This is a genomic window from Nocardioides dubius, from assembly GCF_039528155.1.
Taxonomy (GTDB): Bacteria; Actinomycetota; Actinomycetes; order Propionibacteriales; family Nocardioidaceae; genus Nocardioides; species Nocardioides dubius.
In genome coordinates, this window is the sequence record NZ_BAAALG010000013.1 from 346,750 (window position 1) to 371,032 (window position 24,283).

A 24,283-nucleotide genomic window follows, 5' to 3' on the forward strand; every position below is an offset into this window, starting at 1 on the left:
GAGACGCCGATGACCACGGTGGCAGCCATCGACTGCGGGACCAACACGATCAAGCTGATGGTCGCCGACCTCGACCGGGTCAGCGGCCGGGCCGAGGTGCTGGTCCGCGAGTCGCGGATGGTCCGGCTCGGCCAGGACGTCGACCGCACCGGTGTGCTCGCCGACGAGGCGCTGGAGCGCACCTTCGCCGCGATCGACGAGTACGCGGCCCTGGTCGCCGCCCACCCGGTGCAGCGCACCCGGTTCTGCGCCACCTCCGCTGCCCGCGACGCCAGCAACGGTGCCGTCTTCGCGGACGGCGTCCGGGCCCGGCTGGGCATCGAGGTGGAGGTCGTCGCCGGGGCCGAGGAGGCCGCGCTCTCCTTCGACGGCGCGGCGCGCAATCTCCGGGTCCGGCACCCCGAGCCGTTGCTGGTCGTCGACATCGGCGGCGGCTCCACCGAGCTCATCCTCGGCAGCCGGGACGGCGGTCCCTCGGCAGCGCACTCGATGGACATCGGGTCGGTGCGCCTCTTCGAGCGGCACTTCGACCGGGGCCCGGCCACGCCGGCGCAGCTGGCGGCGGCGATCGCCGACATCGACCTGGCCCTCGACTCCTGCCCGGTCCCGGCTGCCGAGTCCGCCACGGTGATCGGCGTCGGGGGCACCATCATCACCATCGCGGCGGGCGTGCTGGGGCTGGCGGCGTACGACCGCGAGCTGATCGACCAGGCCGAGCTCAGCCGCGAGTCCGTGCACGTGGAGGTCGCCGACCTGCTGGCGCTCTCCACCGAGCAGCGCTTGCAGCTTCCCTTCATGCACCCTGGCCGGGCCGACGTGATCGGCGCCGGCGCGTTGATCCTGGACCGCGTGCTGCGGCGCACGGAGGTCGAGGAGCTGGTCGTCTCCGAGGCCGACATCCTCGACGGGATCGCCTGGTCGGTGGCCTAGCCCTGCTGGCGGGAGCGTCCCGGCCTAGAATGCCCCGGTGACTCTCCACGCCATCACCGTGCTCGGCCACGACCGCCCGGGCATCATCGCCGAAACCACCGCCATCCTCGGTTCCTTGGGGCTCAACCTCGAGGACTCCACGATGACGCTGCTGCGCGGTCACTTCGCGATGATGCTGATCAGCGACGGTGACGCCGCGACCGCGGCGATCGAGGGCGCGCTGGCCTCGCTGACCGCCGGCGGCGACCTCACCGTCACCGTGCGCGAGGTCCCTCTCGAGCAGGCTGCCTCGGCAGCGGGCAGCTCGTGGGTGTTGACCGTGCACGGCGGCGACCGTCCCGGCATCGTCTCCTCGATCGTGGCCCGGGTCGCTGCCGTCGGCGGCAACATCACCGACCTGACCACTCGTCTGGCAGGCGAGCTCTACCTGCTCGTGGCCGAGGTGGACCTGCCGCGTGAGGCCGACATCGACGCCGTCCGCGCCGGGCTTGCCGAGGCCGCTGCCGAGCTCGGAGTCGGCGTCACGCTCTCTGCCGTGGAGGCAGATGAGCTGTGAGCGAAGCGAGAGACGGCAGCGCTGCCACGTTCTCCGAACGGCTGGCTGACTGGAACGTGAGCGAGCTCCCCGTCGAGGGGGCGCTGCTCGAGGTCGTCCGTGCGCCTGCCTCGGTGCTCTCCACGCAGGGCGGCGAGGTCGACCCGACGGCACCGGAGATCGTCCAGCTGGCAGCGGACCTGGTCGCCACCATGCGGGTCTCGCCGGGCTGTGTCGGGCTGGCGGCTCCGCAGGTCGGTGCCGGGGTGAAGGTCTTCTGCGTCGACGTCTCCGAGCACCCCAAGACCCGCGACCACCACGGCACGTTCGTGCTCTGCAACGCCGAGGTGGTCTCCTCGTCGAAGAACGAGAAGGCGCGCGAGGGCTGCATGAGCGTTCCCGACTTCACCGGAGACGTGAAGCGTGCCAGCCGGATCGTGGTGCGCGGCCAGCTGCCGGGCACCGGCGAGGTGGTCACCTTCGCGGCGAACGCCTTCGAGGCGCGGGCGTTGCAGCACGAGATCGACCACTGTGATGGTTTGCTCTTCCTGGATCGTGCGGCCGGCGCGCACGCGATCTACCCTCGCAAGACGTACCTGTGAGGTAACCGCCCCCGTATCCCAATCGGCAGAGGAAGTCGCCTTAAAAGCGACGCAGTGTGGGTTCGACCCCCACCGGGGGCACCAAGCCGCCCGCGCCAACGAGGGCGACGGGGACATCGACGTCGCGGACGAGGGCGCCTGCGGGGGCTCGAGCCTTTGGTGCTGCCGGGCAGCGCTGGCTAGGCTCGCGCACTGTGACCGGCACCTCGGCCCGGACCACCCTGCGCAGCGATGTGCAGGGTCTTCGTGCTGTCGCCGTGCTGACGGTGATCGCCAGCCATGCGCAGTTCGCCCCGATGGCCGGTGGCTTCGTCGGCGTCGATGTCTTCTTCGTGATCTCCGGGTTCCTGATCACCCAGCTGCTGATCCGCGAGGTGGACCGCAACGGCCGGGTCTCGATCGCCGACTTCTACGCCCGCCGGGCCCGGCGGATCCTGCCGGCTGCGACGCTGGTGCTGATCGTGACGGCGGTCGCCTCCGCGCTGTGGCTCGGCCCGATCTACGGCCCCGGCGCGCTCGAGGACACGATCTGGGCGGGGTTCTTCGCGATCAACGTCCACCTCGGCCTCGCCGAGACCGACTACTTCGCCACCGATCTGCCACCCTCCCCGGTCCAGCACTACTGGTCGTTGGCGGTGGAGGAGCAGTTCTACCTGGTCTGGCCGCTGGTGATCCTGGCGGTGGTCCTGCTGGTCGGGCGCTGGGGCGGTCGCGGCAAGCGGGCTCGACGCTCCGGGCAGAGCCCTGAGCTGGGCGTCCTGCTGATCACGCTGCTGGTGATCTGCGGCGTCAGCCTGTGGTGGTCGATCAGCCAGACCACGGCGAACCCGACCTTCAGCTACTTCTCGCCGTTCACCCGGGCCTGGGAGCTCGGGCTCGGCGCGCTCGGAGCGATCTGGCTGGCCCGTCGCCAGCGCGCGACGACGTCGGCGCCGTGGCCGCGGATCGCCGTCGAGCTGCTGGCCGCGGTCGGCCTCGCCGCCATCATCTGGGCCTGCCTGAGCTACGACGAGGCGACGCCGTTCCCGAGCTGGCGCGCCGCGGCCCCCGGCCTGGGCAGCCTGGCGGTGCTCGTCGCCGGTGGCCTGGGCGCCGCGCGCAGCCTCACCGACCGGCTGCTGAGCCTGCGGCCGCTGACGGTGACCGGCGACTGGTCCTACTCGCTCTACCTGTGGCACTGGCCGCTGCTGGTGATCCCGGCGCAGTACCTGGCCCGCGACCTCACCTGGCCGGAGCGTTGGGCCGCCGTCGCGGCGACCTTCGTCCTTGCCTGGCTGACCTTCCGGTTCGTGGAGAACCCGTTCCGGCGGGCCTCCTGGCTGGCGCCGTCGTGGCGCGGGGTCGCGGTCTACCCGGTCACCGTGGTGGTGCTGCTCGGCGTGTGGTGGAGCTCCACCTCCTACCTGATCCAGCAGCCCGGCGGGGACGGCGAGGTGATCGCGCTGGAGGCCGACTGGAAGCAGCGCTACGGCACCGAGGACCAGGCGGAGGCGCTGCTGATGGCCTCGGTGGGCGCGGCCCGCGACGGCGGCGAGCTGCCGGCGTCCCTGCGCCCGGAGCTGCCCGATCTGCTCGACTCCTACGCCGACGTCGGCAGCTGCGACTACTTCGAAGACTCGGTGCGCGAGCTCTGCCCGCGTGGGGACGTCGACAGCGAGCGCAGCATCGTCGTGGTCGGCGACTCCCATGCCCGGCACTGGATCAACGCCTTCGACGCGATCGGTGAGGCCTACGGCTACCGCACCTACTACCTGGTGCGGGTGCAGTGCACGGCCTCCTTGGTCACGCCGGACCGCGCCGACAGCGACGAGCCGGATACCGGATGCGTCGACTTCCGGGACTGGGCCGCCGAGCAGATCGCCGAGATCCAGCCGGAGCTGCTGGTGATGTCCACCTCCGCGCCGAACGGGGGGATCCGCGATGCGGGGGGCACGCATCTGACGGCTGCGGCCGCGACCCGCCCGTTGATCATGCAGGGCTACGTGGACGCCCTCGACCGGCTCAAGGGCGATGCCGAGCGCACGGTGCTCCTGCTGGACATCCCCCGGGTCACCACCGACCCGGCGACCTGCCTCGGATCGCCGCGCGCGACCTTGGGAGGTTGCCTGCTCGAGGCTCGGGAGGGCAAGGTCAGGGCGGATCAGAAGGAGGCTGCGCGCGCTGCCGGTGTGGAGGCGGTGGAGACCGAGCAGTGGTTCTGCCTGGACGCCCGGTGCCCCACGGTGGTGGGCGACATGCTCTCCTACCGCGACTCCAGCCACATGACCAACGAGTACGCGACCCACCTCGCGGAGTCGCTCGCCGGTCACCTCGGACTGCGCCAGCAGACGTCCCCGGCGGACGCCGCCGAGTGAGCCGCGGCGCCGCGCGGACCGCGCCTGCCGAGCGAAATTGGGGGAACAACCCCACGTCCGTGCTCGTTCTTTCTGTGTAGGGCCTGCCTACACTTGGAAACATCAGGCGACTGAACTGGGTCGCCGCCCCAGGCCTCCGAGGAGAGACCAACCATGAAGAGCAACAACCCGGTGTTCAGCCGCGCTGAGGGCTTCAACGGCCAGGGCGCCCACGGATACGGGAACCAGACCTACGCCAACGACCCGTCGCAGTGGAACATCGCTCAGGGCGGTCACGCGGGCCAGGGCGGTCAGGCCGACTACGGCTACGCTCCGGCACCGGTCGCCCAGCGCCCGATGACCATCGACTCCGTCGTGCAGAAGACGGGCATCGCGCTCGGCGTCGTCATCGTCACCGCCGTGATCACCTGGATCATGACGCCGGCGATCGACAGCTCGTCCGCGCTGAACAGCATCTACCTGGCGGCGATGCTCGGTGCCGGTGGTGCCTTCATCCTGTCGATGGTGAACTCCTTCAAGCGCGTGATCAGCCCGGCCCTGGTGCTGGCCTTCTGCGCCGCTGAGGGTGTCGCGCTCGGCGCGCTGAGCAAGATGTTCGACGCCCAGTTCGGTGAGGGCATCGTCACCAACGCGGTGATGGGCACCTTCGCGGCGTTCGCCGGAACCCTGGCCGCCTACAAGTTCCTCAACATCAAGGTCGGCAACAAGTTCCGCACCTTCGTGGTCGCCGCGATGTTCGGCATGGTGGGCCTCGGCCTGCTGGAGATGGTGCTGAGCATCTTCGGCGCCGGCATGGGCCTGTTCGGCTTCGGCACCCTGGGCCTGATCACCGCGATCGTCGGTCTGGTGCTCGGTGTCTTCATGCTGATCATGGACTTCGACTTCGTCGAGCAGGGCATCGCTGCCGGGCTCGAGGAGCGCGAGTCGTGGCGCGCGGCCTTCGCGATGACCGTCTCGCTGGTCTGGATCTACACCAACCTGCTGCGTCTGCTGGCGATCCTCCAGCAGGACTGACCCGCACCGCAGCAACGCGAACCCTTCGAGGGGCCGAGCCGGATGGCTCGGCCCCTCGTCGCATCTTGGGGGCGCGCCGGGCGCGGGCCCTGCTACTCGCCCTGAAGCCAGGCGACCACCGCCAGCACCCGGCGGTGGTCGTCGTCGGAGAGCGGCAGGTCGAGCTTGTCGAAGATGTTGCCGATGTGCTTGCTGATCGCCTTCTCGGTGACCACCAGGCGCCCGGCGATGGCGCTGTTCGAGCGCCCCTCCGCCATCAGCGCGAGCACCTCCGCCTCACGCGGCGTCAACCGGTCCAGGCGTGAGCCGCGTCCGGCGGTGGAGACCAGGGCGGCGACCACCTCGGGGTCGAGCACCGTGCCTCCACCGGCGACCTGGCGCACCGAGGCCACGAACTCGGCGACGTCGGCGACCCGGTCCTTGAGCAGGTAGCCGACGCCGCCCTGACCGGAGCCGAGCAGCTCGCGGGCGTACAGCTGCTCCACGTACTGGCTCAGCACCAGCACCGGCAGGCCCGGACGGGCTGCCCGCGCGGCGATCGCGACCCGCAACCCCTCGTCGGTCAGGGTGGGCGGCATCCGGACGTCGACCACTGCGACGTCGACATCGGGTTGGGCGAGGGCGGCGGTCAGCCCGGGGGCGTCGGCTGCCGCGGCGACGACGGTGAATCCGCTGGCCTCGAGGAGCCGGGTCAGTCCGTCGCGGAGGAGCGCATGGTCCTCGCCGATGACAACGCGCACGGAAGCTCCAGTTCGATCGTGGTGGGTCCGCCGAGCGGACTGTCGACCACCATCTTGCCGTCGAACGCCGCGAGCCTGCGTTGCAGGCCTGCCAGTCCGGTGCCGCGTCGTGGATCGGCGCCGCCCGTGCCGTTGTCGGTGACCCGTGCCCGGAGCCGCTCGCCGTCGTGGCTCAGCTCGACGGTCGCACGGGTGGCTCCGGCGTGCTTGACGACGTTCGCCAGCGCCTCGCTGATCGCGAAGTAGACCGCCGACTCCACCGGGGACGGCGGACGCCCGGGCAGGTCCACCAGGACGGACGTGGGCACGTCCAGATCGAGGGCCAATGCCTGGACCGCGCCACCCAGGCCGCGGTCGGCGAGGACCGGCGGGTGGATCCCGCGGACCACGCTGCGGATGTCCCCGAGCGCGCCCCCGGCCGCCTCGCGAGCCTCCTGGATCAGCAGGGCGGCGGCGTCGGGGTCCTCCTTCAGCTTCTGCTCGGCGAGGCCGAGGCTCATCCCCAGCGAGACCAACCGGGCCTGGGCGCCGTCATGCAGATCGCGCTCGATGCGACGGATCTCGGCGGCGGAGTGGTCGATGGTCTCGGCGCGGGACTCGGTCAGCCCGGCCACTCGGCGGGTGAGCTCGGCGCGCGACGGCGCCAGCAGTGCCTCATCGAGGAGCGCCCGCCAGTGCATCAGCGCGGGAGTGACGTACCACCACAGCGGGAGGGCGACCAGCAGGAAGATCCACTCGGCGAAGGCCTCGGCCTGGGTGTCGAGGACGAAGAACCCGTAGTTGTTGTCGAAGACGCCGTCGGGCGAGACCCAGAAGACGAAGGGGAAGACCAGGTACCAGACCACTCCCAGGAACCAGCCGAGCGCGAGCCAGGCCATCACCCAGCCGATGCTGAGCGACATGAAGCCCCAGGCCAGCTCGCGCCAGCGTGCGGGCTCGTTGACCCAGGCCTTGAGCTGCTTGAGCGGGCTGCCGGCACGTCGCCGCTGGGGACGCGGGATCTCCCGGCCCAGCAGTCGTCCGGACGCGGCTCGGTGGACGTCGGCGAAGCGGGAGAGCAGCGGAACGAAGATCAGTAGCAGGAAGAGGCCGACGCCGACCACGGCGACGGAGAGGGAGACCGTGACCAGGATGGTGAGGATCAGGGCCGGCACCGCGAGCAGCACGTAGGCGAAGCTCCACGCGGTGAGCTGGAGGCGTGCCCGCACCGCGCCGGGCTCGCCCCAACGGGGTGGGGGAGCCAGTCCCGCGGTGGTCGTGGCGGTGCTGCTCATCGTGGATCTCCTTGTGCTGCGGCGGTTCGAGTCTCCCATCCTTCCGTCGACCGCGGGTGTTGTCGGTGGGGCTAGCACCACCATCGGCCCGGGTGCCTGCCCTCTCGTAGGGAGGTCGTCACGTGACCAGGGTGGTGGCCATGGACGAACAGGTGTTGGACCTACCCGAGGAGCAAGCGATGAGACGCCCTTCCCGCACTGTGCGGCTGGCCCGTTGGAGTGTGCGTCATCCCGGCCGCGCGATCGGTGGCTGGCTGGCCCTGGTGGTCGCCGCGGTGGTGCTGATGATGGCCGTGCCCACCACCCAGATGGGCGACGACGACATGAGGATCGGCCAGAGCGGAGAAGCGGCCCGGATGATCGCCGACGCCGGCCTGGGAGACCTGCCGATGGAGTCGGTGCTGATCACGGCCGCCGTGGACGGAGACCCGGCGTTCGAGGCGAATGCCCACCAGGCATTGGGCTCCCTCGCCGAGGAGCTGCGGCGGCTTCCGGAGGTGGACTCGGTCGGCGAGCCGGTCTGGTCCTCGGAGCGGACGGCTGCGCTGCTGCCGGTGGTGCTGGCGCGGGAGGGCGCCGACGCCGTGGCGGACCTTCCGGCGATCACGAAGGTGACCGACCGGGTGGCGGACTCCTCGCCTGCGTTGAGGATCGAGCAGACGGGTGAGGTCTCCATCGACCAGGCGATCTGGGAGCGGGTCGGCGCCGACCTGCTCAAGGCGGAGGCGATCAGCCTGCCGGTCACCCTGTTGATCATGGTGGTGGCGTTCGGCGCGCTGGTGGCTGCCGGAGTGCCCTTGCTGCTGGCGCTCACCGGGATCGCGATCGCGATGGGGATCTATGCGCCGCTGTCGATCCTGGTCCCGGACTCGGGCAGCGTCGGCAGTGTGGTGATGATGATCGGCATGGCGGTCGGCGTCGACTACTGCCTGCTCTATCTGAAGCGGGAGCGTGCCGAGCGACGTCGAGGAGCCGACACCCAACGGGCGATCGAGCTGGCGGCGCACTCCGCCGGCCACGCGGTGGTGCTCTCGGGCCTTGCCGTGATGGTCGCCATGTCGGGGCTCTTCCTGAGCCGGGACATGGTCTTCGCCGGGCTGGCGATCGGCGCGATCCTGGTGGTCGGCATCGCGGTGCTCGGCTCGCTGACCGTGGTGCCGGCGGTGCTCGCCAAGCTCGGGCACCGGATCGACCGGGGTCGGGTGCCAGGGCTGTGGCGCCTGCAGGCGCGGGTGCGCCAGGGCGCGATCAGCTCGCGTCTGGTCTCTCCTGTGCTGCGGCGCCCGGTGGCGGCCGCACTGCTGGCCGGCGGGCTGCTCCTGGCGATCGCGGCACCGACCGTGCTGATGAGGTTGCAGTCCTCGAACCTGGACACGCTGCCGCAGAGCGTGCCCGCGGTGCAGACGGCCCAGCGGATCCAGGAGATCTTCCCCAGCGAGCGACCGACGCTCGACGTGGTCGTCTCCGGCGAGGCCGATGAGGTCGAGGCCGGGCTGGCCAGGGTGGCCGTCGCAGCGGAGCAGGCAGGAGTCGGCACGCCGATGCCGGTCCGCAGCGCCGCCGACGGACGGACCGCCGTGCTGTCGATCGCCGCGCCCGCCACCGAGGGGGACCGGGCCAACGAGCGCGCCGTCGACGAGCTGCGTGACGACCTGCTGCCCGAGGTGCTGGATGGCGGCGGTGATCTCGAATGGGCGGTCGGCGGCGTGGTCGCGGAGTCGATGGACTACGACCACAACCAGTCGATGACGCTGCCGTTGGTGATCGCCTTCGTGCTGGTGCTGACCATGCTGATGATCTGGACCTACTTCCGCAGCGTCACGCTGGCTGTGTTGACCACGGTGCTCAACCTGCTCTCGGTGGGTGCCGCGTTCGGAGTGATGGTGCTGGTGTTCCAGGGCTCGTGGGCCAACGGGCTGCTCGGATACGAGAGCACTGGACGGCTGATCAACTGGGTGCCGCTGTTCTGCTTCGTGGTGCTGGTCGGGCTCTCGATGGACTACCACGTCTTCGTGCTCAGCCGGATCCGCGAGCATCTGCGCGCGGGGGTGGCCTATCGCGACGCGGTGCGGCTCGGGATCACCGACACCGCCTCGGTGGTCACCAGCGCGGCAGCGGTGATGGTCTCGGTCTTCGTCGCCTACGGCTTCACCAGCATGCTGGAGATGAAGCAGATGGGAGTCGGGCTGGCCACCGCGATCCTGCTGGACGCCACCGTCGTCCGGCTGGTGCTGCTGCCGGCCCTGCTGTTGGTCTTCGAGAAGCGGTTGACGCGCAGCGCGTTCGCGGCTCGGGCAGAGCTGGGCGACGACGCAGAAACGCCTGCGCAGGCAGGGGTTCCGGTCGCGGCGGGCAGCAGCGCCTAGCGGGCGTCGCTGGTGGGCTCGAGCTGCTCCGGCGCCTCGGCCGTGGTGCGAGGACCGCGGCGCCGGTGGCGCAGCTCCACCCACAGCCCGCGGACGCCGCGCCGGGAGCCGGCGACCTCGGTGCCGTCGAGCTCGGTGCCCGGCGTGCGGGCGGCCTCGACCGCAGCCCGCGCGATCGGCAGCACGCCCTCGCCGCGCAGTGCCTGGGGAGTCGCCTCCTCCTCGGGGATCAGCCCGAGCGCCGCCATCGTCGAGGGCAGCAGCACCGAGGCCAGCGAGGCGTACCCGTCGGCTGAGGGGTGGAAGCGGTCCGGGCCGAAGAAGAGGGCAGGCGCGGCGGCGAACTCCGGGCCGAGGATCGAGGCGAGCGAGACGGTTCGCCCGCCGGCCTCGAGCACGGTGATCGCCTGCGCCGCGGCCAGCCGGCGCGACCAGGAGCGGGCCACCTGCCTGAGCGGCGGCTGGAGCGGCTTGATCGTGCCGAGGTCGGGGCAGGTGCCGACGAGGACCTCGATGCCGGCCCGCTGGAGCCGGTGCACGGCCTCGGAGAGGAAGCGGACCGACGCGTTCGGCATCACCCGGTGGGTGACGTCGTTGGCGCCGATCAGGATCACCGCGATGTCGGGCTCGACCGGAAGCGCCGCCTCGACCTGCGCGGAGAGGTTGCTGGACTGGGCGCCCACGACCGCGAACGAGCGCAGATAGACACGGCGGTCGGCGCGCTCGGCGAGGCCTGAGGCGAGGTGGGCGCCCGGCGTCTGCTCGACCTGCGCCACCCCGTACCCGGCAGCGCTGGAGTCGCCGAGCAGGGCGACGGTGATCGCGGGCCCGGGGCGGCCGCGGCCGTACCAACCGGTGGCGTCGGGCGGCGTTCCGGTGGCGTTGCCGATCACCTTGCGAGCGATCGCCGCCTCGGCCCGGAGAACGCCGTAGAGGCTGCCTCCGAGCAGGGACAGGCCGCCGCCACCGTATGCGGCGGCAGCCGCCAACTTCCGAGCTGCTGCTGCTTTCCCCACGCGGATGATCCTAGACAACACACGGTTGGACGGGTGCCGTGTCGCAGGTGCAGGCGTTGCGTGGAAGGTCGGGCTAGCCTGACGGCGTGGACTACGTGAACTCGTTGCTCGACCTGATCGGAAACACCCCGCTGCTGGCGCTGTCGCGCTCGCTGGACCGGCCCGAGGACGCCGCAGAGGGCCCCTTGGTGCTGGCCAAGGTGGAGTACCTGAACCCGGGCGGATCGGTGAAGGACCGGATCGCCACCCGGATGATCGAGGCGGCCGAGGCCTCGGGTGAGCTGCAGCCCGGGGGAACGATCGTGGAGCCGACGTCGGGCAACACCGGCGTCGGTCTGGCCATGGTGGCGCAGGCCAAGGGCTACAAGTGCATCTTCGTCTGCCCCGACAAGGTCAGCGAGGACAAGCGCAACGTGCTCAAGGCCTACGGGGCCGAGGTTGTGGTGTGCCCGACGGCGGTCGCGCCCGAGCACCCGGACTCCTACTACAACGTCTCCGACCGCCTCGCCTCGCAGCCCGGTGCCTGGAAGCCGGACCAGTACTCGAACCCGCACAACCCGCGTAGCCACTACGAGACGACGGGGCCGGAGATCTGGCGGCAGACCGAGGGTCGGATCACGCACTTCGTGGCCGGCGTCGGCACCGGCGGCACGATCAGCGGGATCGGGCGCTACCTCAAGGAGCAGAACCCGAACGTCCAGGTGATCGGCGCCGACCCGGCCGGCTCGGTCTACTCCGGCGGCAGTGGGCGCCCGTACCTGGTCGAGGGCGTGGGGGAGGACTTCTGGCCCGACACCTACGACCGCGGCATCGCGGACCGGATCATCGAGGTCTCGGACGCCGACTCCTTCGCCTTCACCCGTCGGCTCGCGCGTGAGGAGGCATTGCTGGTCGGTGGCTCGTCGGGCATGGCGGCGTTCGCGGCCAAGCAGCTCGCGGCTGAGCTGGCCGGCACCCCGGAGGGCAAGGACGCGGTGATCGTGGTGCTGCTGCCCGACTCCGGCCGCGGCTACCTGACCAAGGTCTTCAACGACGACTGGCTGGCCACCTACGGGTTCCCGACCGGGAGCGAGAGCGAGGAGGGCCGCACCGTCGGTGAGGTGCTGCGCGGCAAGTCGGGCCAGCTGCCCGACCTGGTGCACACCCACCCGGGCGAGACGATCGCCGAGGCGGTGCACATCCTGCAGGAGTACGGCGTCTCGCAGATGCCCGTCGTCCGCGCCGAGCCGCCGATCGTGGCGGCCGAGGTGGCCGGCTCGGTCTCCGAGCGCACGCTGCTCGACGCGCTCTTCACCGGAGCCGCCTCGCTGACCGACTCGGTCGAGGCCCACATGTCGCCGGCGCTGCCCACCATCGGCTCCACCGAGCCCGCCAGCGCTGCGGTCGCCGCCCTCCAGGAGGCCGACGCGCTGCTGGTCCAGGAGGACGGCAAGCCGATCGGCGTGCTCACCCGGCAAGACCTTCTGTCCCAACTGGCGAAGAGATAACTAGACCGGTCTAGACCATTTCTCCCCTTTGGGAGTTGCCGAACCTTTGGATGCGATTCGGTTAGTATGTGCCGCAGTTCATTCATTTCGGGGGCAACGCATCCCCTCGGGACCTACAAAGGGGAAACATGAAGTTCTTCGCTGGCGGCGCTGCCGCTGCGCTTCTGGTTGCTTCCGGCCTCTCGATCGCTGCTGCGCCGGCCCAGGCCGCGCCGTACCCGGGCACCGTCAAGACGGTGTGCAAGGTCAGCGTCGTCAAGAGCAAGGGCGCCGTGACCATCAAGCCGTCCGTCAAGGCGAACGGTCAGGGCACGGTCAAGGCCGTCCGCATCGTCAAGATCGTGAACTCCAAGGGCAAGGTCGTCAAGACGATCAAGATCTCGGCGTCCAAGTCGTCGGTCAAGATCAAGCTGCCCTCGAAGAAGGGCAAGTACACGGTGAAGGTCAGCGGCAAGCCGACCAAGGTCCAGTACAAGAGCTGCACCACCAAGGGCTCGTTCCGCCGCTGATCCCCAGCGGACGCGGACTGCGTCTCAAGCAACATCGCCCCCGGCCGTGAGGCCGGGGGCGATTGCCATTCGGGGGGGTGGAGCCGGGCGAGGCGGGCCTGGCCGCCGGGTCAGTCCTGGCTCTCGAGGAAGGGCTGCGTGGGGCCGGTGCTCCCGCGACGGGGCTTGGCTGCGTCCTCCTTCTTGGCGGCGCGCTGCTCGGAGCGGCGCTGCTTGCGGGTGCTCGCCTCGGCCAGCGGGGCGTAGCCGTAGCCATAGCCATAGCTGGTTCCGCGAGTCTTGAGCGGGGTCCGGTTGATGACCACGCCGAGCGGGCGGGCGTCGACCTGCTCGAGACGCTCCATCGAGTGGCGCAGCTGGTCCTGCGTGGTCTTGCCGTAGCGGGTCACCACGACTGCTCCGTTGGCCTGCGCGGCGAGCAGTGCCGCATCGGTGACCGGCAGCAGCGGCGGTGCGTCCAGGATGACGACGTCGAACCGTGCGCGCAGGTCGGCCAGCAGCTTCTCCATGGCGTGCGACTGCAGCAGCTCCGACGGGTTCGGCGGGATCGGTCCGCTGGCCAGGACCTCCAGGCCGGAGCGGCCGTACGGCTGCAGGGCGTCGTCGAGCTCCAGCTTGCCGACCAGCACGCTGGTGGTGCCCACGGCGGGCTCCAGGTTCAGGCGGTCCGCGACCTGCGGCCGACGCAGGTCGCACTCGACGAGCACCACCTTCTGGCCGGCCATCGCCAGCGTGACCGCGAGGTTGATCGCCGTCGTCGTCTTGCCCTCGGCCGGAACCGAGCTGGTCATCACGAAGACCTTGTGGTCGGTGTCGACCTCGACGAACTGCATGTTGGTGCGGAGCACCCGGAACGACTCCGCCCACGGGGTCGGCTCCTCCAGGGCGAGGGCAGGCTGCTGGGAGGCGCTGGAGGCGTCGCTGAGGAGTTGACCGACCACCGGCGCTCCGGTCACGGCCTCGACGTCTGCGGTCGAGGAGATCGAGGAGTCCATCAGCTCGCGCAGCACGGCGATGCCCAGCCCCAGGAGCAGGCCGAGCAGGCCGGCCAGGCCGAGGTTGCGAAGCAGGTTGGGCGACACCGGGGACTCGCTCACGCGGGCGTCGTCCACGATCGAGGCGGAGATCAGCGAGCCGTCCGCACCGTCGACGGTCTCCAGCTCACGGACCATCTCGCTGAGCGTCTCGGCGTACGCCTGGGCGATGTTGCGGGCGACCTCGGGGTCCGCGTCGGTAGCGGTGATCTCGAGCATCACGGTCTCGGGGACGATCGTCGCCTCGACCTTGTTCTTGAGCTCGTCGGCGTCGAAGTCGGCGCCGAGGACGTCGTTGACGCGCTCGGCCATCTGGTGGGTGGTCACCACGCGGGCGTACGACGTCACCCGCTGGGTGGCGAACATGTTGCCCTGATATGCGTCCGAGGTGTCGGACGGCGTCGTCGAGATGAAGAGCTGAGCGGACGACGCGTACTGCGGGGTCATCTGTGAGGTGACACCGTAGGCGACGCCGAGCGAGAGCAGCAGGCAAACGACGATCGAACGCCACCGGCTACGAACGGTCAGCCAGTAGTCTTTGAGATCCACGTGGCGTTCTACTTTCCTTGCTTCCGAGACTCGAGACCTTGCTGCAGACATGCGCAAGGGAGCGCTCAGGATATCGACCTTTCAGGTGGGTGAATCGGAAACGCCACGAGGCGGACGAAGTGGCGACGAATCGTTACTGGTCTAGACCTCGCGGCATTCTGCGTTGTCACGGGCGTGCTGAATTCTCGCCTCCTCCGGACCGCGGAGCCTCGATCGGGGCAGGCTGGACAGGACCACCGGCCTCCGTCGTTCCCCGGCGGTGGAGGCCGGTGCGGGGGCTCAGCCCCGCAGCGCTGACAGGGTGCGTAGCCAGCGCTCCGCCGTCGCGCCGTCGAACGGCGCGATCCGGTTCCTGACGGCGTCGTGGACCTGCTCGCAGTTCAAGGTGGCGTGCGCGATCACCACATCGGGGTAGTCGAGGGTGCGCCGGTGCTCGGCGAACTCGTCCTCGTCATCGACCCACGTGCGTCCGGTGGTTCCACGGATCACGTCCAGGTCGAGGTCGACGGCACGCAGCACGACGCCGTCCCACCTCGGCGGAGTCGTGATGTCGACATAGATCTCCACCGGCGTCGCCACTGCAGGCTTCGACCACGGGCGGCCCCGGCCGTAGAAGGCGGCCATCCAGCCACGCTCGGGCAGGTTCGCCGACGGCACCAGGGTGACGGCGTCGTTGGTCGCCTCGTACTCGACGCCGGGGCGTTGGTAGACGGTGCCGCTGGGCAGGCCGATCCAGTCGCCGTGGGCGTCGGAGCCCAGGTAGATGCCCGCGTACGACCAATGTGGCAACGTGCGCCACTTGGTCATCGCGATCTCGACGCGCTGCCCCACCTCCACAGGTGCAGCAAAGCACATCGGACGGCCCTGGCGGGCGGTTCGGCTCAGGAATCCGCGGTGTCGTCGGCGCCGGCCGTCTGGCGGCGCGCCTTGCGGCTCGCGCGCCCGTTGCGGATCCGCAACGGGCCCACCAGGCGCGGCCCGGAGAGCCGGGTCTCCAGCTTGCGCGCCTCGCGCTTGAGCGGCTGGGCCACGTACTCGCCGAGGATCACCCCGGCCGCGATCGAGAGTGCCACCGAGGCTGCCGTCACGATCGCGAGCAGGCCGCGGGAGGTCATCGTGCCGCCCTCCGCGAGCAGGGAGAGGCCCCGGTAGATGGACAGTCCCGGCAACAGCGGGACCACGGCCGACACCACGACGACCAGCGGGGGCACGCGGACCATCCCGGCCACCGAGTAGGCGACCAGGCCGACCACGAACGCCGCGGTCGCCACCGCCCAGGGGCGACCGAAGCCGGCCAACTCGACGCCGTTGGTGATCAGGATCGCGACCGCCGCGATCATCGCGATCGGGATCAGCACCCGCTTGGGGGAGTAGCTGGCGAAGGCGAACCCGGCCGCAGCGATCGCGGCACCCAGCGCGAGCACCGGCCACGACTCCAGGCCGAAGGCCCCCGGGTTGAGCCGGCCGAGGTCGACGCCGAGCACCCCGCCCAGCGCCAGGCCGCCGGAGACGCCGGCGATGATGCCCGCGGTCGAGAGCAGCGCCTCGGTCATCCGCGCTCCCGCCGTCAGGTAGAAGCCGGTCAGGGCGTCCTGCAAGCCGCCCATGAAGCCGATCCCCGACAGCAGCATGATGATGTTCGAGGTGACCACGAGCGAGGGATCGACGTCCCAGTCGACGGCTGCGGTGGCCACCGCCAGCACCGTCGCGACCGCGCCACCCATCACCTGCAGGTAGAAGGTGGGCAGCCGGCGTCGGCTCATCCAGGTCTGCAGCCGGTCGATCAGCACCGCGGCGGTGAAGGCGATCGCGGAGACGATCGCCCCGCCGCCGAGCATCAGGGCGACGCCCGCACACATCACGCCCCACCCGGCGGTCACGGCGAGCCGGTTCCGGTGGTGGCCTGAGGAGGTGATCTGGGCGACGGCGGCACGGGCCTCGGCCAGATCCATCCGGTCGGCCAGGATGTCGCGCACCAGATGGTCCACCCTGGTGAGGTCCTCGTAGTCGATGTCGCGCTGCTTCACGGTGCGGATCTGCATCACCGGCACCGTGTCGGGAGCCTCCTGGTAGCTCATCGACAAGGTGGTGAAGGTGACGTCCACGATCGGGTGTGCGAGGCCGAAGTGGAAGCCCACAGCCTGCATGGTGGCCGTGACGTCGGCGGCTCCGGCCCCATTGTCGAGCAGCAGTTCGCCGATGCGCAGGCTGAGATCCATGACCAGGGGGACAGAGCGATCGGAGGGGGCCACCTTCTTATGGTGGCAGACCCGCTCAATGTGACCTGAGCGTCCCCAAAACGCCCGAATTGGCGCGCTGATGTCACATTGAGCGGGGCTAGGCTTTCACCGTGCGCATCGACTTTCAGGGCTCGCCTCGACCGACGCTGGGTGTCGAGTGGGAGTTCGCGCTCGTCGACCGCGAGACCCGTGATCTGGTGAACCGGGCCTCCGAGCTCTTCGACGTCGCGCGTCCGCAACTCGCGCCGAATCGGCTGCACAAGGAGATGCTGCGCAACACGGTGGAGATCGTGACCGGCGTCTGCGCCACGGTGGGCGAGGCGATGGACGACCTGCGCCGCAGCCTCGACGTCGTGCTGCCGGCGGCCGACACGCTCGACATCGACCTCTTCGGTGCGGGGGCGCACCCGTTCGCGGCGTGGTCGGCGCAGCAGCTGACCGAGGGCCACCGCTACGAGGAGCTGATCAACCGCACCCAGTGGTGGGGGCGGCAGATGCTGATCTGGGGCGTGCACATGCACGTCGGGCTGCCGGAGAAGCGGCGGCTGATGCCGGTGATGTCCTCGCTGCTCAACTACTACCCGCACCTGCAGGCGCTCTCCGCGTCGTCGCCGGTCTGGGCCGGGGTGGACACCGGCTATGCCTCGAACCGGGCGCTGATGTTCCAACAGCTGCCCACCGCGGGGCTGCCGTTCCAGTTCCAGACCTGGGAGGAGTTCGAGTCCTTCGCCTCCGACCAGCTGACCACCGGCGTCATCGACAACATCGACGAGATCCGATGGGACATCCGCCCGGCGCCCAAGCACGGCACCTTGGAGACCCGCGTCTGTGACGGCGTCTCGACGCTCTCGGAGATGGCCGCGCTGGTCGCGCTGGTGCACTGCCTGGTGATCGATCTCGACACCCGGCTGGCGGCGGGCGAGGAGCTGCCGACGATGCCGCCGTGGCACGTGCAGGAGAACAAGTGGCGCGCCGCACGCTACGGCCTGGACGCCATCATCATCCTCGACGCGGCCAGCAACGAGCGACTGGTCACCGACGACCTGCACGACCTTCTCGAGCGGCTGACGCCGACCGCGCGCCGCCTCGGCTGTGAGGCCGAGATGCACAGCGTGGACGCGATCCTGGAGCGCGGTGCCTCCTACCAGCGCCAGCGCGCGGTCGCCGCTGCCCACGACGGTGACCTGGTCGCCGTCGTCGACTCGGTCGTCGCCGAGCTGCACGACTCGCTGTAGGCGAGTGGTGTCGGAGCCTGCTGTGATCGTCGAGGCATGGCTGACAGAGACCGTGCGCTGACCGATCCGCCCCGCGGCTACCTGCCGTGGCTGGTCGAGCTCAAGGGGCAGATCCGGGCCACTCGACTGCGGGCGGCGCTCGCCGTCGACGCGGAGCTGCTCTGCCTCTACTGGCGGATCGGGCGGGACATTCTCGAACGGCAGGCCGACCAGGGCTGGGGTGCGAAGGTCATCGATCGGCTCTCGCGTGATCTCCGGGAGGAGTTCCCCGAGATGAAGGGCTTCTCGGTGCGGAGCCTGAAGTACATGCGCTCGTTCGCTGCGGCCTGGCCGGACGAAGGAATGGTGCAGCAGGTTGCTGCACGAATTCCGTGGGGCCACAACCTCGTGCTGCTCGACCGCCTCGGCTCGTGTGAGGAGCGGTCAGCCTACGCGCAGGCAGCCAGGGAGAACGGGTGGTCCCGGAGCGCGCTGGAGACGCACATCGAAGCCCGCTCCCTGGAACGACAGGGAAGAGCGGTGACGAACTTCGCCGGCACCCTGCCCTCCATCCAGTCTGACCTCGCTCGGGAATGTCTCAAGGACCCGTACAAGCTGGACTTTCTCGGGCTGGGCGACGACGCGCACGAGCGCGACATCGAGCGTGCTGTCATCGACCACCTGACCCACTTCCTCGTAGAGCTCGGCGCCGGCTTCGCGTATGTCGGGGGTCAGGTCCTGGTCCAGGTGGGTGGTGACGACTTCTTCATCGACCTGCTCTTCTACCATCTCAAGCTCCGCTGCTACCTGGTCGTCGAGATCAAGGCCATCGCCTTCAAGCCTGAACAACTCGGTCAGCTCGCCTTCTACATGACGGCCGTCGACGAGAAGCTCAAACACGATGAGGATGCCCCGACGCTCGGCCTGATCCTCTGCAAGACGAAGAACGAGGTCGTCGCGGAGTACGCCCTGCGTGACTACTCCAAGCCACTCGGAGTGGCCGAGTACCGCCTGATCGGGAGCCTGCCGGAGCCGCTTCGGGCGAGCCTGCCCACGATCGAGGAGATCGAGCGCGGGTTCGAGCGTCTCCCGCCAACGACATAGCGGTCGATCACTGTCACCAGGTGACAGTGATCGACCGCTATCTGGCCGGGTGGTGTGTCAGCGGCGGGCGGTCTTGCCCTTGGCCGGGATCACCTTCTTGGAGCTCATCGCGACGATGTCCTGGTAGCGGGAGCCGGCCAGCTTCGCGAAGTGGTGCAGGATGTGGGCGTCGATCCCGACGAGTTGGCGGGCGCGGCCCTTCACTGCGGCGTCGAGGATGATCCGCGCGGCCTTGTCGGCGGGCATCCGGGCCAGCTTCTCCTCGAAGATCTTGTCGATGCTGGCGCCGTCCTGGCCCTCGGTCTTGCGGCCGTTGCGGGAGATGCCGGTCTTGATGCCGCCCGGGTGGATGCAGGTCACCGTCACCGGGTGGCCGTTCACCAGCATCTCCTCACGCAGTGCCTCGGTGAAGCCGCGCACCGCGTACTTGGTGGCGTTGTAGGCGCTCTGCCCGGGCATCGAGACCAGGCCGAAGAGGCTGGACAGGTTGACGATCGCGCCGTCGCCGGAGGCGATCACGTGCGGCAGGAACTCCTTGGTGCCGTTGACCACGCCGTCGAAGTTCACCCCCACGATCCAGTCGAACTCCTCGTAGGTCATGTCCTCGAAGTCGCCGGTCATCGAGACGCCGGCGTTGTTGATCACCATGTTGACCACGCCGAACTCGTCGAACACGGTCTGCGCGTAGGCGCCCATCGCGTCGCGGTCGGAGACGTCCAGCACGCTCGAGTGCACGGTCGCGCCGCGCGCCTTCAGCAGGCTGACCGTCTCGTCGAGACCGTCGGGGTTCCAGTCCGAGATGGCCACCTTGGCGCCGCGGCTGCTGGCCAGCAGGGCGAGCTCGCGGCCCATCCCGGAGCCGGCTCCGGTGATCACGACAACCTTGTTCTGCAGGGTCTTCATGCGGACACCTTCTCCTTGATCGGGGTGGCAACGGGGGTGGTCTGGTACGCGTCGGCGTCGAAGCGGCGCAACAGCTGGCGGAAGACGAAGGTGCTGCGCGGCCACAGCGTGGTGTTGCGGCCATGCTCGTCGAGGTACCAGCTGGCACACCCGCCGGTGCTCCACACCGTGCGCTTCATCCGGTGCTGGAGATCGTCGTTCCAGGCCTGCTGGACCTCGGCCTTCGGCTCCACGGTGGCCAGCCCACCGCGGCGCATGGTGCGGATCGCGTCGGTGATGTAGGCCAGCTGGGACTCGATGATGAAGACCATGCTGCTGTGGCCGAGCCCGGTGTTGGGCCCGACGATCTCGAACAGGTTCGGGAAGCCGTGCACGGTGGTGCCCTTGTAGGCGCTCTGCCCGGACGTCGCCCAGACCTTGGCGAGGGTGTCGCCGTCGCGACCGCGGACGTGCTGCGCGATCGGCTGCTCGGTGGTGTGGAAGCCGGTGGCGACCACCAGCACGTCGATCTCGCGCTCGGTGCCGTCGGCGGTGACGATGCCGGTCGGTGTGATCCGGGCGATCCGGTCGGTCACGACGTCGACGTTGTCGGAGGCCAGCGCGGGGTAGTAGGTGTTCGAGATCAGGATCCGCTTGCAGCCGATCTCGTAGTCGGGGGTGACCTTGGCCCGCAGGGCCGGGTCCTTGATGCCGCGGCGGATGTTCAGCAACGCCATCTGCTTGGCCGGGAAGGCGAGCTTCGGCATGGCGGTGAAGGCGGGGACGTAGGTCTCGCGGCCCCAGTAGATCGCCGTCCGCGACGCCTTCTGCACCAGGGGGAGGTTGCGGAAGGCGAACTTCTCCACTGCGGTGTAGCGGTGCTCGTTGCGGGGGATCACCCACGGCGCGGTGCGCTGGTAGACGTCGAGGCGCGCGGCCTGCTTCTGCAGCTGCGGCACGATCTGGATGGCGGAGGCGCCGGTGCCGATCACCGCGATGCGCTTGCCGGCGAGATCGGCCTCGTGGTTCCAGCGGGCGGAGTGGAAGATCGTGCCCGCGAACTCGGTGATGCCCTCGATCTCCGGCAGCTTCGGCTCGGAGAGACCGCCCGCTGCGCTGATCAGCGTGGTCGCGGTGATCGTGGAGTCGTCGGAGAGGGTGACCCGCCAGTGCTTGGCGGTGTCGTCCCAGGCGGCGTCGGTGACCGCAACGCCGAAGCGGAACCTGTCGAGGGTGCCGGACTCCTCCGCGACCCGGACCAGGTACGCCTCGATCTCGGGCTGCGGCGAGAAGGAGGCCGACCAGTCCGGGTTCGGGGCGAAGGAGAACGAGTAGAGCTGGCTGGGAACGTCGCAGGCCGCGCCCGGGTAGCTGTTGGCGCGCCAGGTGCCGCCGATGCCGTCGTCCTTCTCGATGACGAGGAAGTCGCGCTCGCCCATCTCGTCGAGCTTGATCGCTGCCCCGAGGCCGCCGAAGCCGGCGCCGATCACGAGGTGGTCAACATGGGTGCTCATGGCGACGAGCGTGGCATGTTGTTGAACGTCCGTCAATAGGGCTGTGGATGTCGGCTGACTCACGTTCAGTAAGATCCGGACATGACCTCCACACCGCGGGTTCGCCTCGACCCGTCGACGCGGCGGGAGCAGTTGCTCACCCTGGGCGTCCGGCTGCTCGCCACGCGCAGCCTCGATCAGCTCTCCATCGAGACGCTCGCCGAGGAGGCCGGCATCTCCCGCGGCCTGCTGTACCACTACTTCGGCAACAAGTCGGACTTCCACGAGGCCGTCGTCCGCCGTGCTGCGGACGACCTGATCGAGGCCACCATGCCGCCGCCGGACGACGACCCGTTGGCCCGGTTGGCCTACGGCGTCGCGGCCTACCTCGACTACGTGGTGGAGAACTACGAGGGCTATCTCTCCCTGGTGAAGGGCGCGGGCGGCGGCAACCCGAAGCTGCGCGCCATCTACGAGGAGGCCCGCACCGCGCTGACCGAGCGGCTCTTCGAGGAGGATCCGGACGGCCTGATGCTCACCGACAATCCGCTCACCCGGATGGTCGTGCACTCCTGGTCGGCGATGGTCGAGGACATGGTGCTCTCCTGGGCGCGCGACCCCGCCGGGGTCGAGCGCGAGGAGCTGCTGGCGCTGATGGGCGGCGCGTTGGTCTCCTTGGTGGACCTCGCGCGCTGACGCCGCGCTCCGCTGCGGATCCCTGGCGCCGACGCGCGGCGCCGTCCGCCGTCGGCCGCGGGTGAACGCCTACGCAGGCAGGCTGATCGTGAACCGGGTCCGCCCGGGCACGCTGCTCAGGGCCACCGTGCCTCCGTGCGCCTCGACGATCGCGCGGACCAGGGAGAGCCCCAGGCCGGACCCGCCGGGGTCGGTGCCGCGGTGGCGGGCCGGGTCGCCGCGGGTGAACCGCTCGAAGGCGGTCGGCAGCAGGTCGTCGCCGAAGCCCGGGCCGTCGTCGGTGATGGTGACGACCACCGGCTCGCCCGGGCGCGAGGAGGGGCGTGCCTCGACCACCACCGTGGTGCCGGCCGGGGTGTGCCGCCGCGCGTTCTCCAACAGGTTGCGCACCACCTGGCGCAGCCGGCCCTCGTCGCCCGGCGCCTCGACCACCTCGCCGGGCAGGTCGAGCTGCCACCGGTGCTCGGGCCCCAGCACCCGGGCATCGGAGACCGACTCCAGCAGCAGCCGGGTGAGGTCCACGTCGCCGCTCTCCAGCGGGCGCCCGGCGTCCAGGCGGGCGAGCAGGAGCAGGTCCTCGACCAGGCTCGACATCCGGGCCGCCTCGGTCTCGACCTTGTTCAGCGCGGCTTGCGCGGTCGCGGTGTCGGCCGGTGCCCGCCGCGACAGCTCGGCGTAGCCCTTGATCGTGGCCAGCGGGGTGCGCAGCTCATGCGAGGCGTCCGCGACGAACTGGCGCACCTGCTGCTCGCTGCGGTGCCGGGCGGCCAGCGACTCCTCGACGTGGCTCAGCAGGGTGTTGAGCGCCGCACCTACCTGGCCCACCTCGCTGGCCTCATCGGTGAGCCGATCGTCGACCCGCGGGTGCACCGCGATCTCGCCGCTGGCCAGGGGGAGCGCGGCGACCTCATGCGCGGTCGCGGCGACCTCGCGCAGCGGACGCAGCTGACGACGCACCATCAACCAGGCGACGACGCCGGCCAGTGCGGTAGCGCTGAACCCGAGGATGATCTCCCACCAGAGCAGGGAGGAGAGGGCCTGGTCGACCTCGTCGGTGGGCAGACCGACCATCAGCCGGCCCTGATCGGTGTGCACCACCGCGACCCGGTAGCTGCCGTGCCCGGGCACGTCGATGGTGCTGATCCGGCCGGTCTCCAGGTCGTCGAGGTCGTCGAGGGCGTGGTCGTCGAGCTCCTGGGAGTCGGTGGTGGTCTCGCCGAGGATGCGCCCGAAGCGGTCGTCGTCGATGAAGGCGGCGAAGAGCGACCCGACGGACTGCCGGGGCAGCTCGCCGAAGTCGTCGGGCGGCTGCTGCATCGGCGACTGCCCGGGTGGGCCACCGCGGACGACCCGCTGCAGCGAGGAGGTGACCTCCTTGTCGAGCTGGTCGGTCAGGTGACTGCGCATGGCCAGCGTGGTGAGGCCGCCCAGCAGCACCGAGACCATCGCGACCAGTGCGACCGCGGTGAGCGTGAGCCTCGCCGTCAGCGAGCTGGGGAGCCTCATGCCGGCTTCAAGACGTAGCCGGCGCCGCGCATGGTGTGGATCATCGGCTCCCGGCCGGCGTCGATCTTCTTGCGCAAGTAGGAGATGTAGAGCTCGACCACGTTGGCCTGGCCGCCGAAGTCGTAGGCCCAGACGCGGTCCAGGATCTGGGCCTTGGACAGCACCCGGCGCGGATTGCGCATCAGGTAGCGCAGCAGCTCGAACTCGGTCGCGGTCAGGTGCACCTCCTCGCCTGCGCGGCGCACCTCGTGGGAGTCCTCGTCGAGGGTCAGGTCGCCGACCGCGAGCAGGGCCGAGCGGCTCTGCGCGTGGGCGCCGGCGCGCCGCATCAGGGCGCGCAGGCGGGCCACCACCTCTTCGAGGCTGAACGGCTTGGTGACGTAGTCGTCGCCGCCGGCGGTGAGTCCGGCGATCCGGTCCTCGACGGCGTCACGTGCGGTGAGGAAGAGCACCGGAAGCTCCGGGTGCTCGACCCGCAGCCGGCGCAGCACCTCGAGGCCGTCGAAGTCCGGCAGCATCATGTCGAGGACCACCGCGTCGGGGTCGCAGTCGCGGGCCGTGCTGACGGCGGCCGCACCGGCATGGGCCTGGTGCACCTGCCAGCCCTCGAGCCGCAGCGCCATCGCGATCAGCTCGGCCAGGTTGACCTCGTCGTCCACCACCAGGACGCGGAGCGGTGAGCCGTCGGCACGGGTGAGCGGAGTCTCGGTCATGGTTCGATTCTGCGCGCTCGGACCG

At 70.1% G+C, this 24,283-nt stretch carries 21 protein-coding genes and 1 tRNA gene; 12 read left to right on the forward strand and 10 right to left on the reverse strand.

Features of this window, described 5'->3' with window-relative positions; translation table 11 throughout:
* The first annotated feature begins 9 nt into the window (after window positions 1-9).
* The 6 genes from ABD151_RS18770 (at window position 10) to ABD151_RS18795 (ending at window position 5,435) form a co-directional block, all read left to right on the forward strand.
* Window positions 10-930 (forward strand): Ppx/GppA phosphatase family protein, encoded by a 921-nt coding sequence (locus ABD151_RS18770; protein WP_343996352.1) that lies wholly within the window; start codon window positions 10-12, stop codon window positions 928-930.
* A 37-nt stretch (window positions 931-967) separates the two neighbouring features.
* A complete protein-coding gene (locus ABD151_RS18775) occupies window positions 968-1,486 on the forward strand; it encodes a glycine cleavage system transcriptional repressor (protein WP_343996353.1) in 519 nt (172 codons plus the stop codon).
* A complete protein-coding gene (locus ABD151_RS18780) occupies window positions 1,483-2,067 on the forward strand; it encodes a peptide deformylase (RefSeq protein WP_343996355.1) in 585 nt (194 codons plus the stop codon). Before ABD151_RS18775 ends, ABD151_RS18780 begins: the two co-directional genes overlap by 4 nt.
* Before the next feature lie 7 nt (window positions 2,068-2,074).
* Window positions 2,075-2,151: transfer RNA gene (locus tag ABD151_RS18785), tRNA-Leu, on the forward strand.
* A gap of 110 nt (window positions 2,152-2,261) precedes the next feature.
* Window positions 2,262-4,421 (forward strand): acyltransferase family protein, encoded by a 2,160-nt coding sequence (locus tag ABD151_RS18790; RefSeq protein WP_343996356.1) that lies wholly within the window; start codon window positions 2,262-2,264, stop codon window positions 4,419-4,421.
* Between the two features lie 153 nt (window positions 4,422-4,574).
* Complete coding sequence (locus tag ABD151_RS18795; RefSeq protein ID WP_343996357.1) at window positions 4,575-5,435, forward strand: Bax inhibitor-1/YccA family protein; 861 nt, start codon at window positions 4,575-4,577, stop codon at window positions 5,433-5,435.
* A gap of 92 nt (window positions 5,436-5,527) precedes the next feature.
* On the opposite strand, the gene ABD151_RS18800 is transcribed toward ABD151_RS18795, so the two are convergent.
* Window positions 5,528-6,175, reverse strand: a complete 648-nt coding sequence (locus ABD151_RS18800; protein WP_343996358.1) for a response regulator — start codon at window positions 6,173-6,175, stop codon at window positions 5,528-5,530.
* Window positions 6,127-7,449 (reverse strand): sensor histidine kinase, encoded by a 1,323-nt coding sequence (locus ABD151_RS18805; protein WP_343996359.1) that lies wholly within the window; start codon window positions 7,447-7,449, stop codon window positions 6,127-6,129. Before ABD151_RS18805 ends, ABD151_RS18800 begins: the two co-directional genes overlap by 49 nt.
* Window positions 7,450-7,628: 179 nt before the next feature.
* On the opposite strand from ABD151_RS18805, the gene ABD151_RS18810 reads away from it, so the two are divergent.
* A complete protein-coding gene (locus ABD151_RS18810; protein ID WP_343996360.1) occupies window positions 7,629-9,815 on the forward strand; it encodes an MMPL family transporter in 2,187 nt (728 codons plus the stop codon).
* On the opposite strand, the gene ABD151_RS18815 is transcribed toward ABD151_RS18810, so the two are convergent.
* A complete protein-coding gene (locus tag ABD151_RS18815) occupies window positions 9,812-10,831 on the reverse strand; it encodes an SGNH/GDSL hydrolase family protein (protein ID WP_343996361.1) in 1,020 nt (339 codons plus the stop codon). The two genes, ABD151_RS18810 and ABD151_RS18815, sit on opposite strands and share 4 nt — an antisense overlap.
* 86 nt (window positions 10,832-10,917) lie before the next feature.
* Between ABD151_RS18815 and ABD151_RS18820 the strand changes: the two genes are divergently transcribed.
* Complete coding sequence (locus ABD151_RS18820) at window positions 10,918-12,318, forward strand: cystathionine beta-synthase (protein WP_343996362.1); 1,401 nt, start codon at window positions 10,918-10,920, stop codon at window positions 12,316-12,318.
* A 128-nt stretch (window positions 12,319-12,446) separates the two neighbouring features.
* Entirely contained in the window at window positions 12,447-12,827 is a 381-nt protein-coding gene (locus ABD151_RS18825) for a hypothetical protein (RefSeq protein WP_343996363.1), read from the forward strand.
* Between the two features lie 110 nt (window positions 12,828-12,937).
* Here the strand turns inward: ABD151_RS18825 and ABD151_RS18830 are convergent, their stop codons facing one another.
* The 3 genes from ABD151_RS18830 to ABD151_RS18840 all read right to left on the reverse strand — a co-directional run bounded on the left by ABD151_RS18830 (window position 12,938) and on the right by ABD151_RS18840 (window position 16,629).
* Complete coding sequence (locus tag ABD151_RS18830; protein ID WP_343996364.1) at window positions 12,938-14,410, reverse strand: tyrosine-protein kinase domain-containing protein; 1,473 nt, start codon at window positions 14,408-14,410, stop codon at window positions 12,938-12,940.
* Window positions 14,411-14,689: 279 nt separating this feature from the next.
* Complete coding sequence (locus ABD151_RS18835) at window positions 14,690-15,241, reverse strand: DUF402 domain-containing protein (RefSeq protein WP_343996365.1); 552 nt, start codon at window positions 15,239-15,241, stop codon at window positions 14,690-14,692.
* Between the two features lie 50 nt (window positions 15,242-15,291).
* Window positions 15,292-16,629, reverse strand: a complete 1,338-nt coding sequence (locus ABD151_RS18840; RefSeq protein ID WP_343996366.1) for a threonine/serine exporter family protein — start codon at window positions 16,627-16,629, stop codon at window positions 15,292-15,294.
* 131 nt (window positions 16,630-16,760) lie between these two features.
* On the opposite strand from ABD151_RS18840, the gene ABD151_RS18845 reads away from it, so the two are divergent.
* Window positions 16,761-17,885 carry a glutamate--cysteine ligase gene (locus tag ABD151_RS18845; RefSeq protein ID WP_343996367.1) on the forward strand — a complete coding sequence of 375 codons (1,125 nt, stop codon included), beginning with the start codon at window positions 16,761-16,763 and terminating at the stop codon, window positions 17,883-17,885.
* Between the two features lie 36 nt (window positions 17,886-17,921).
* Window positions 17,922-18,968, forward strand: a complete 1,047-nt coding sequence (locus ABD151_RS18850; RefSeq protein ID WP_343996368.1) for a PDDEXK nuclease domain-containing protein — start codon at window positions 17,922-17,924, stop codon at window positions 18,966-18,968.
* A 57-nt stretch (window positions 18,969-19,025) separates the two neighbouring features.
* Here the strand turns inward: ABD151_RS18850 and ABD151_RS18855 are convergent, their stop codons facing one another.
* Window positions 19,026-19,871 carry an SDR family NAD(P)-dependent oxidoreductase gene (locus tag ABD151_RS18855; protein WP_343996369.1) on the reverse strand — a complete coding sequence of 282 codons (846 nt, stop codon included), beginning with the start codon at window positions 19,869-19,871 and terminating at the stop codon, window positions 19,026-19,028.
* On the reverse strand, window positions 19,868-21,364 hold the full coding sequence (locus ABD151_RS18860; RefSeq protein WP_343996370.1) for a flavin-containing monooxygenase: 1,497 nt from the start codon (window positions 21,362-21,364) through the stop codon (window positions 19,868-19,870). The genes ABD151_RS18855 and ABD151_RS18860 overlap by 4 nt, the downstream gene beginning before the upstream one ends.
* A gap of 81 nt (window positions 21,365-21,445) precedes the next feature.
* On the opposite strand from ABD151_RS18860, the gene ABD151_RS18865 reads away from it, so the two are divergent.
* On the forward strand, window positions 21,446-22,039 hold the full coding sequence (locus tag ABD151_RS18865; protein WP_343996371.1) for a TetR/AcrR family transcriptional regulator: 594 nt from the start codon (window positions 21,446-21,448) through the stop codon (window positions 22,037-22,039).
* Between the two features lie 69 nt (window positions 22,040-22,108).
* On the opposite strand, the gene ABD151_RS18870 is transcribed toward ABD151_RS18865, so the two are convergent.
* Window positions 22,109-23,545, reverse strand: a complete 1,437-nt coding sequence (locus ABD151_RS18870) for a sensor histidine kinase (protein ID WP_343996372.1) — start codon at window positions 23,543-23,545, stop codon at window positions 22,109-22,111.
* A complete protein-coding gene (locus tag ABD151_RS18875) occupies window positions 23,542-24,258 on the reverse strand; it encodes a response regulator transcription factor (RefSeq protein WP_343996373.1) in 717 nt (238 codons plus the stop codon). The genes ABD151_RS18870 and ABD151_RS18875 overlap by 4 nt, the downstream gene beginning before the upstream one ends.
* Window positions 24,259-24,283 lie beyond the last annotated feature (25 nt).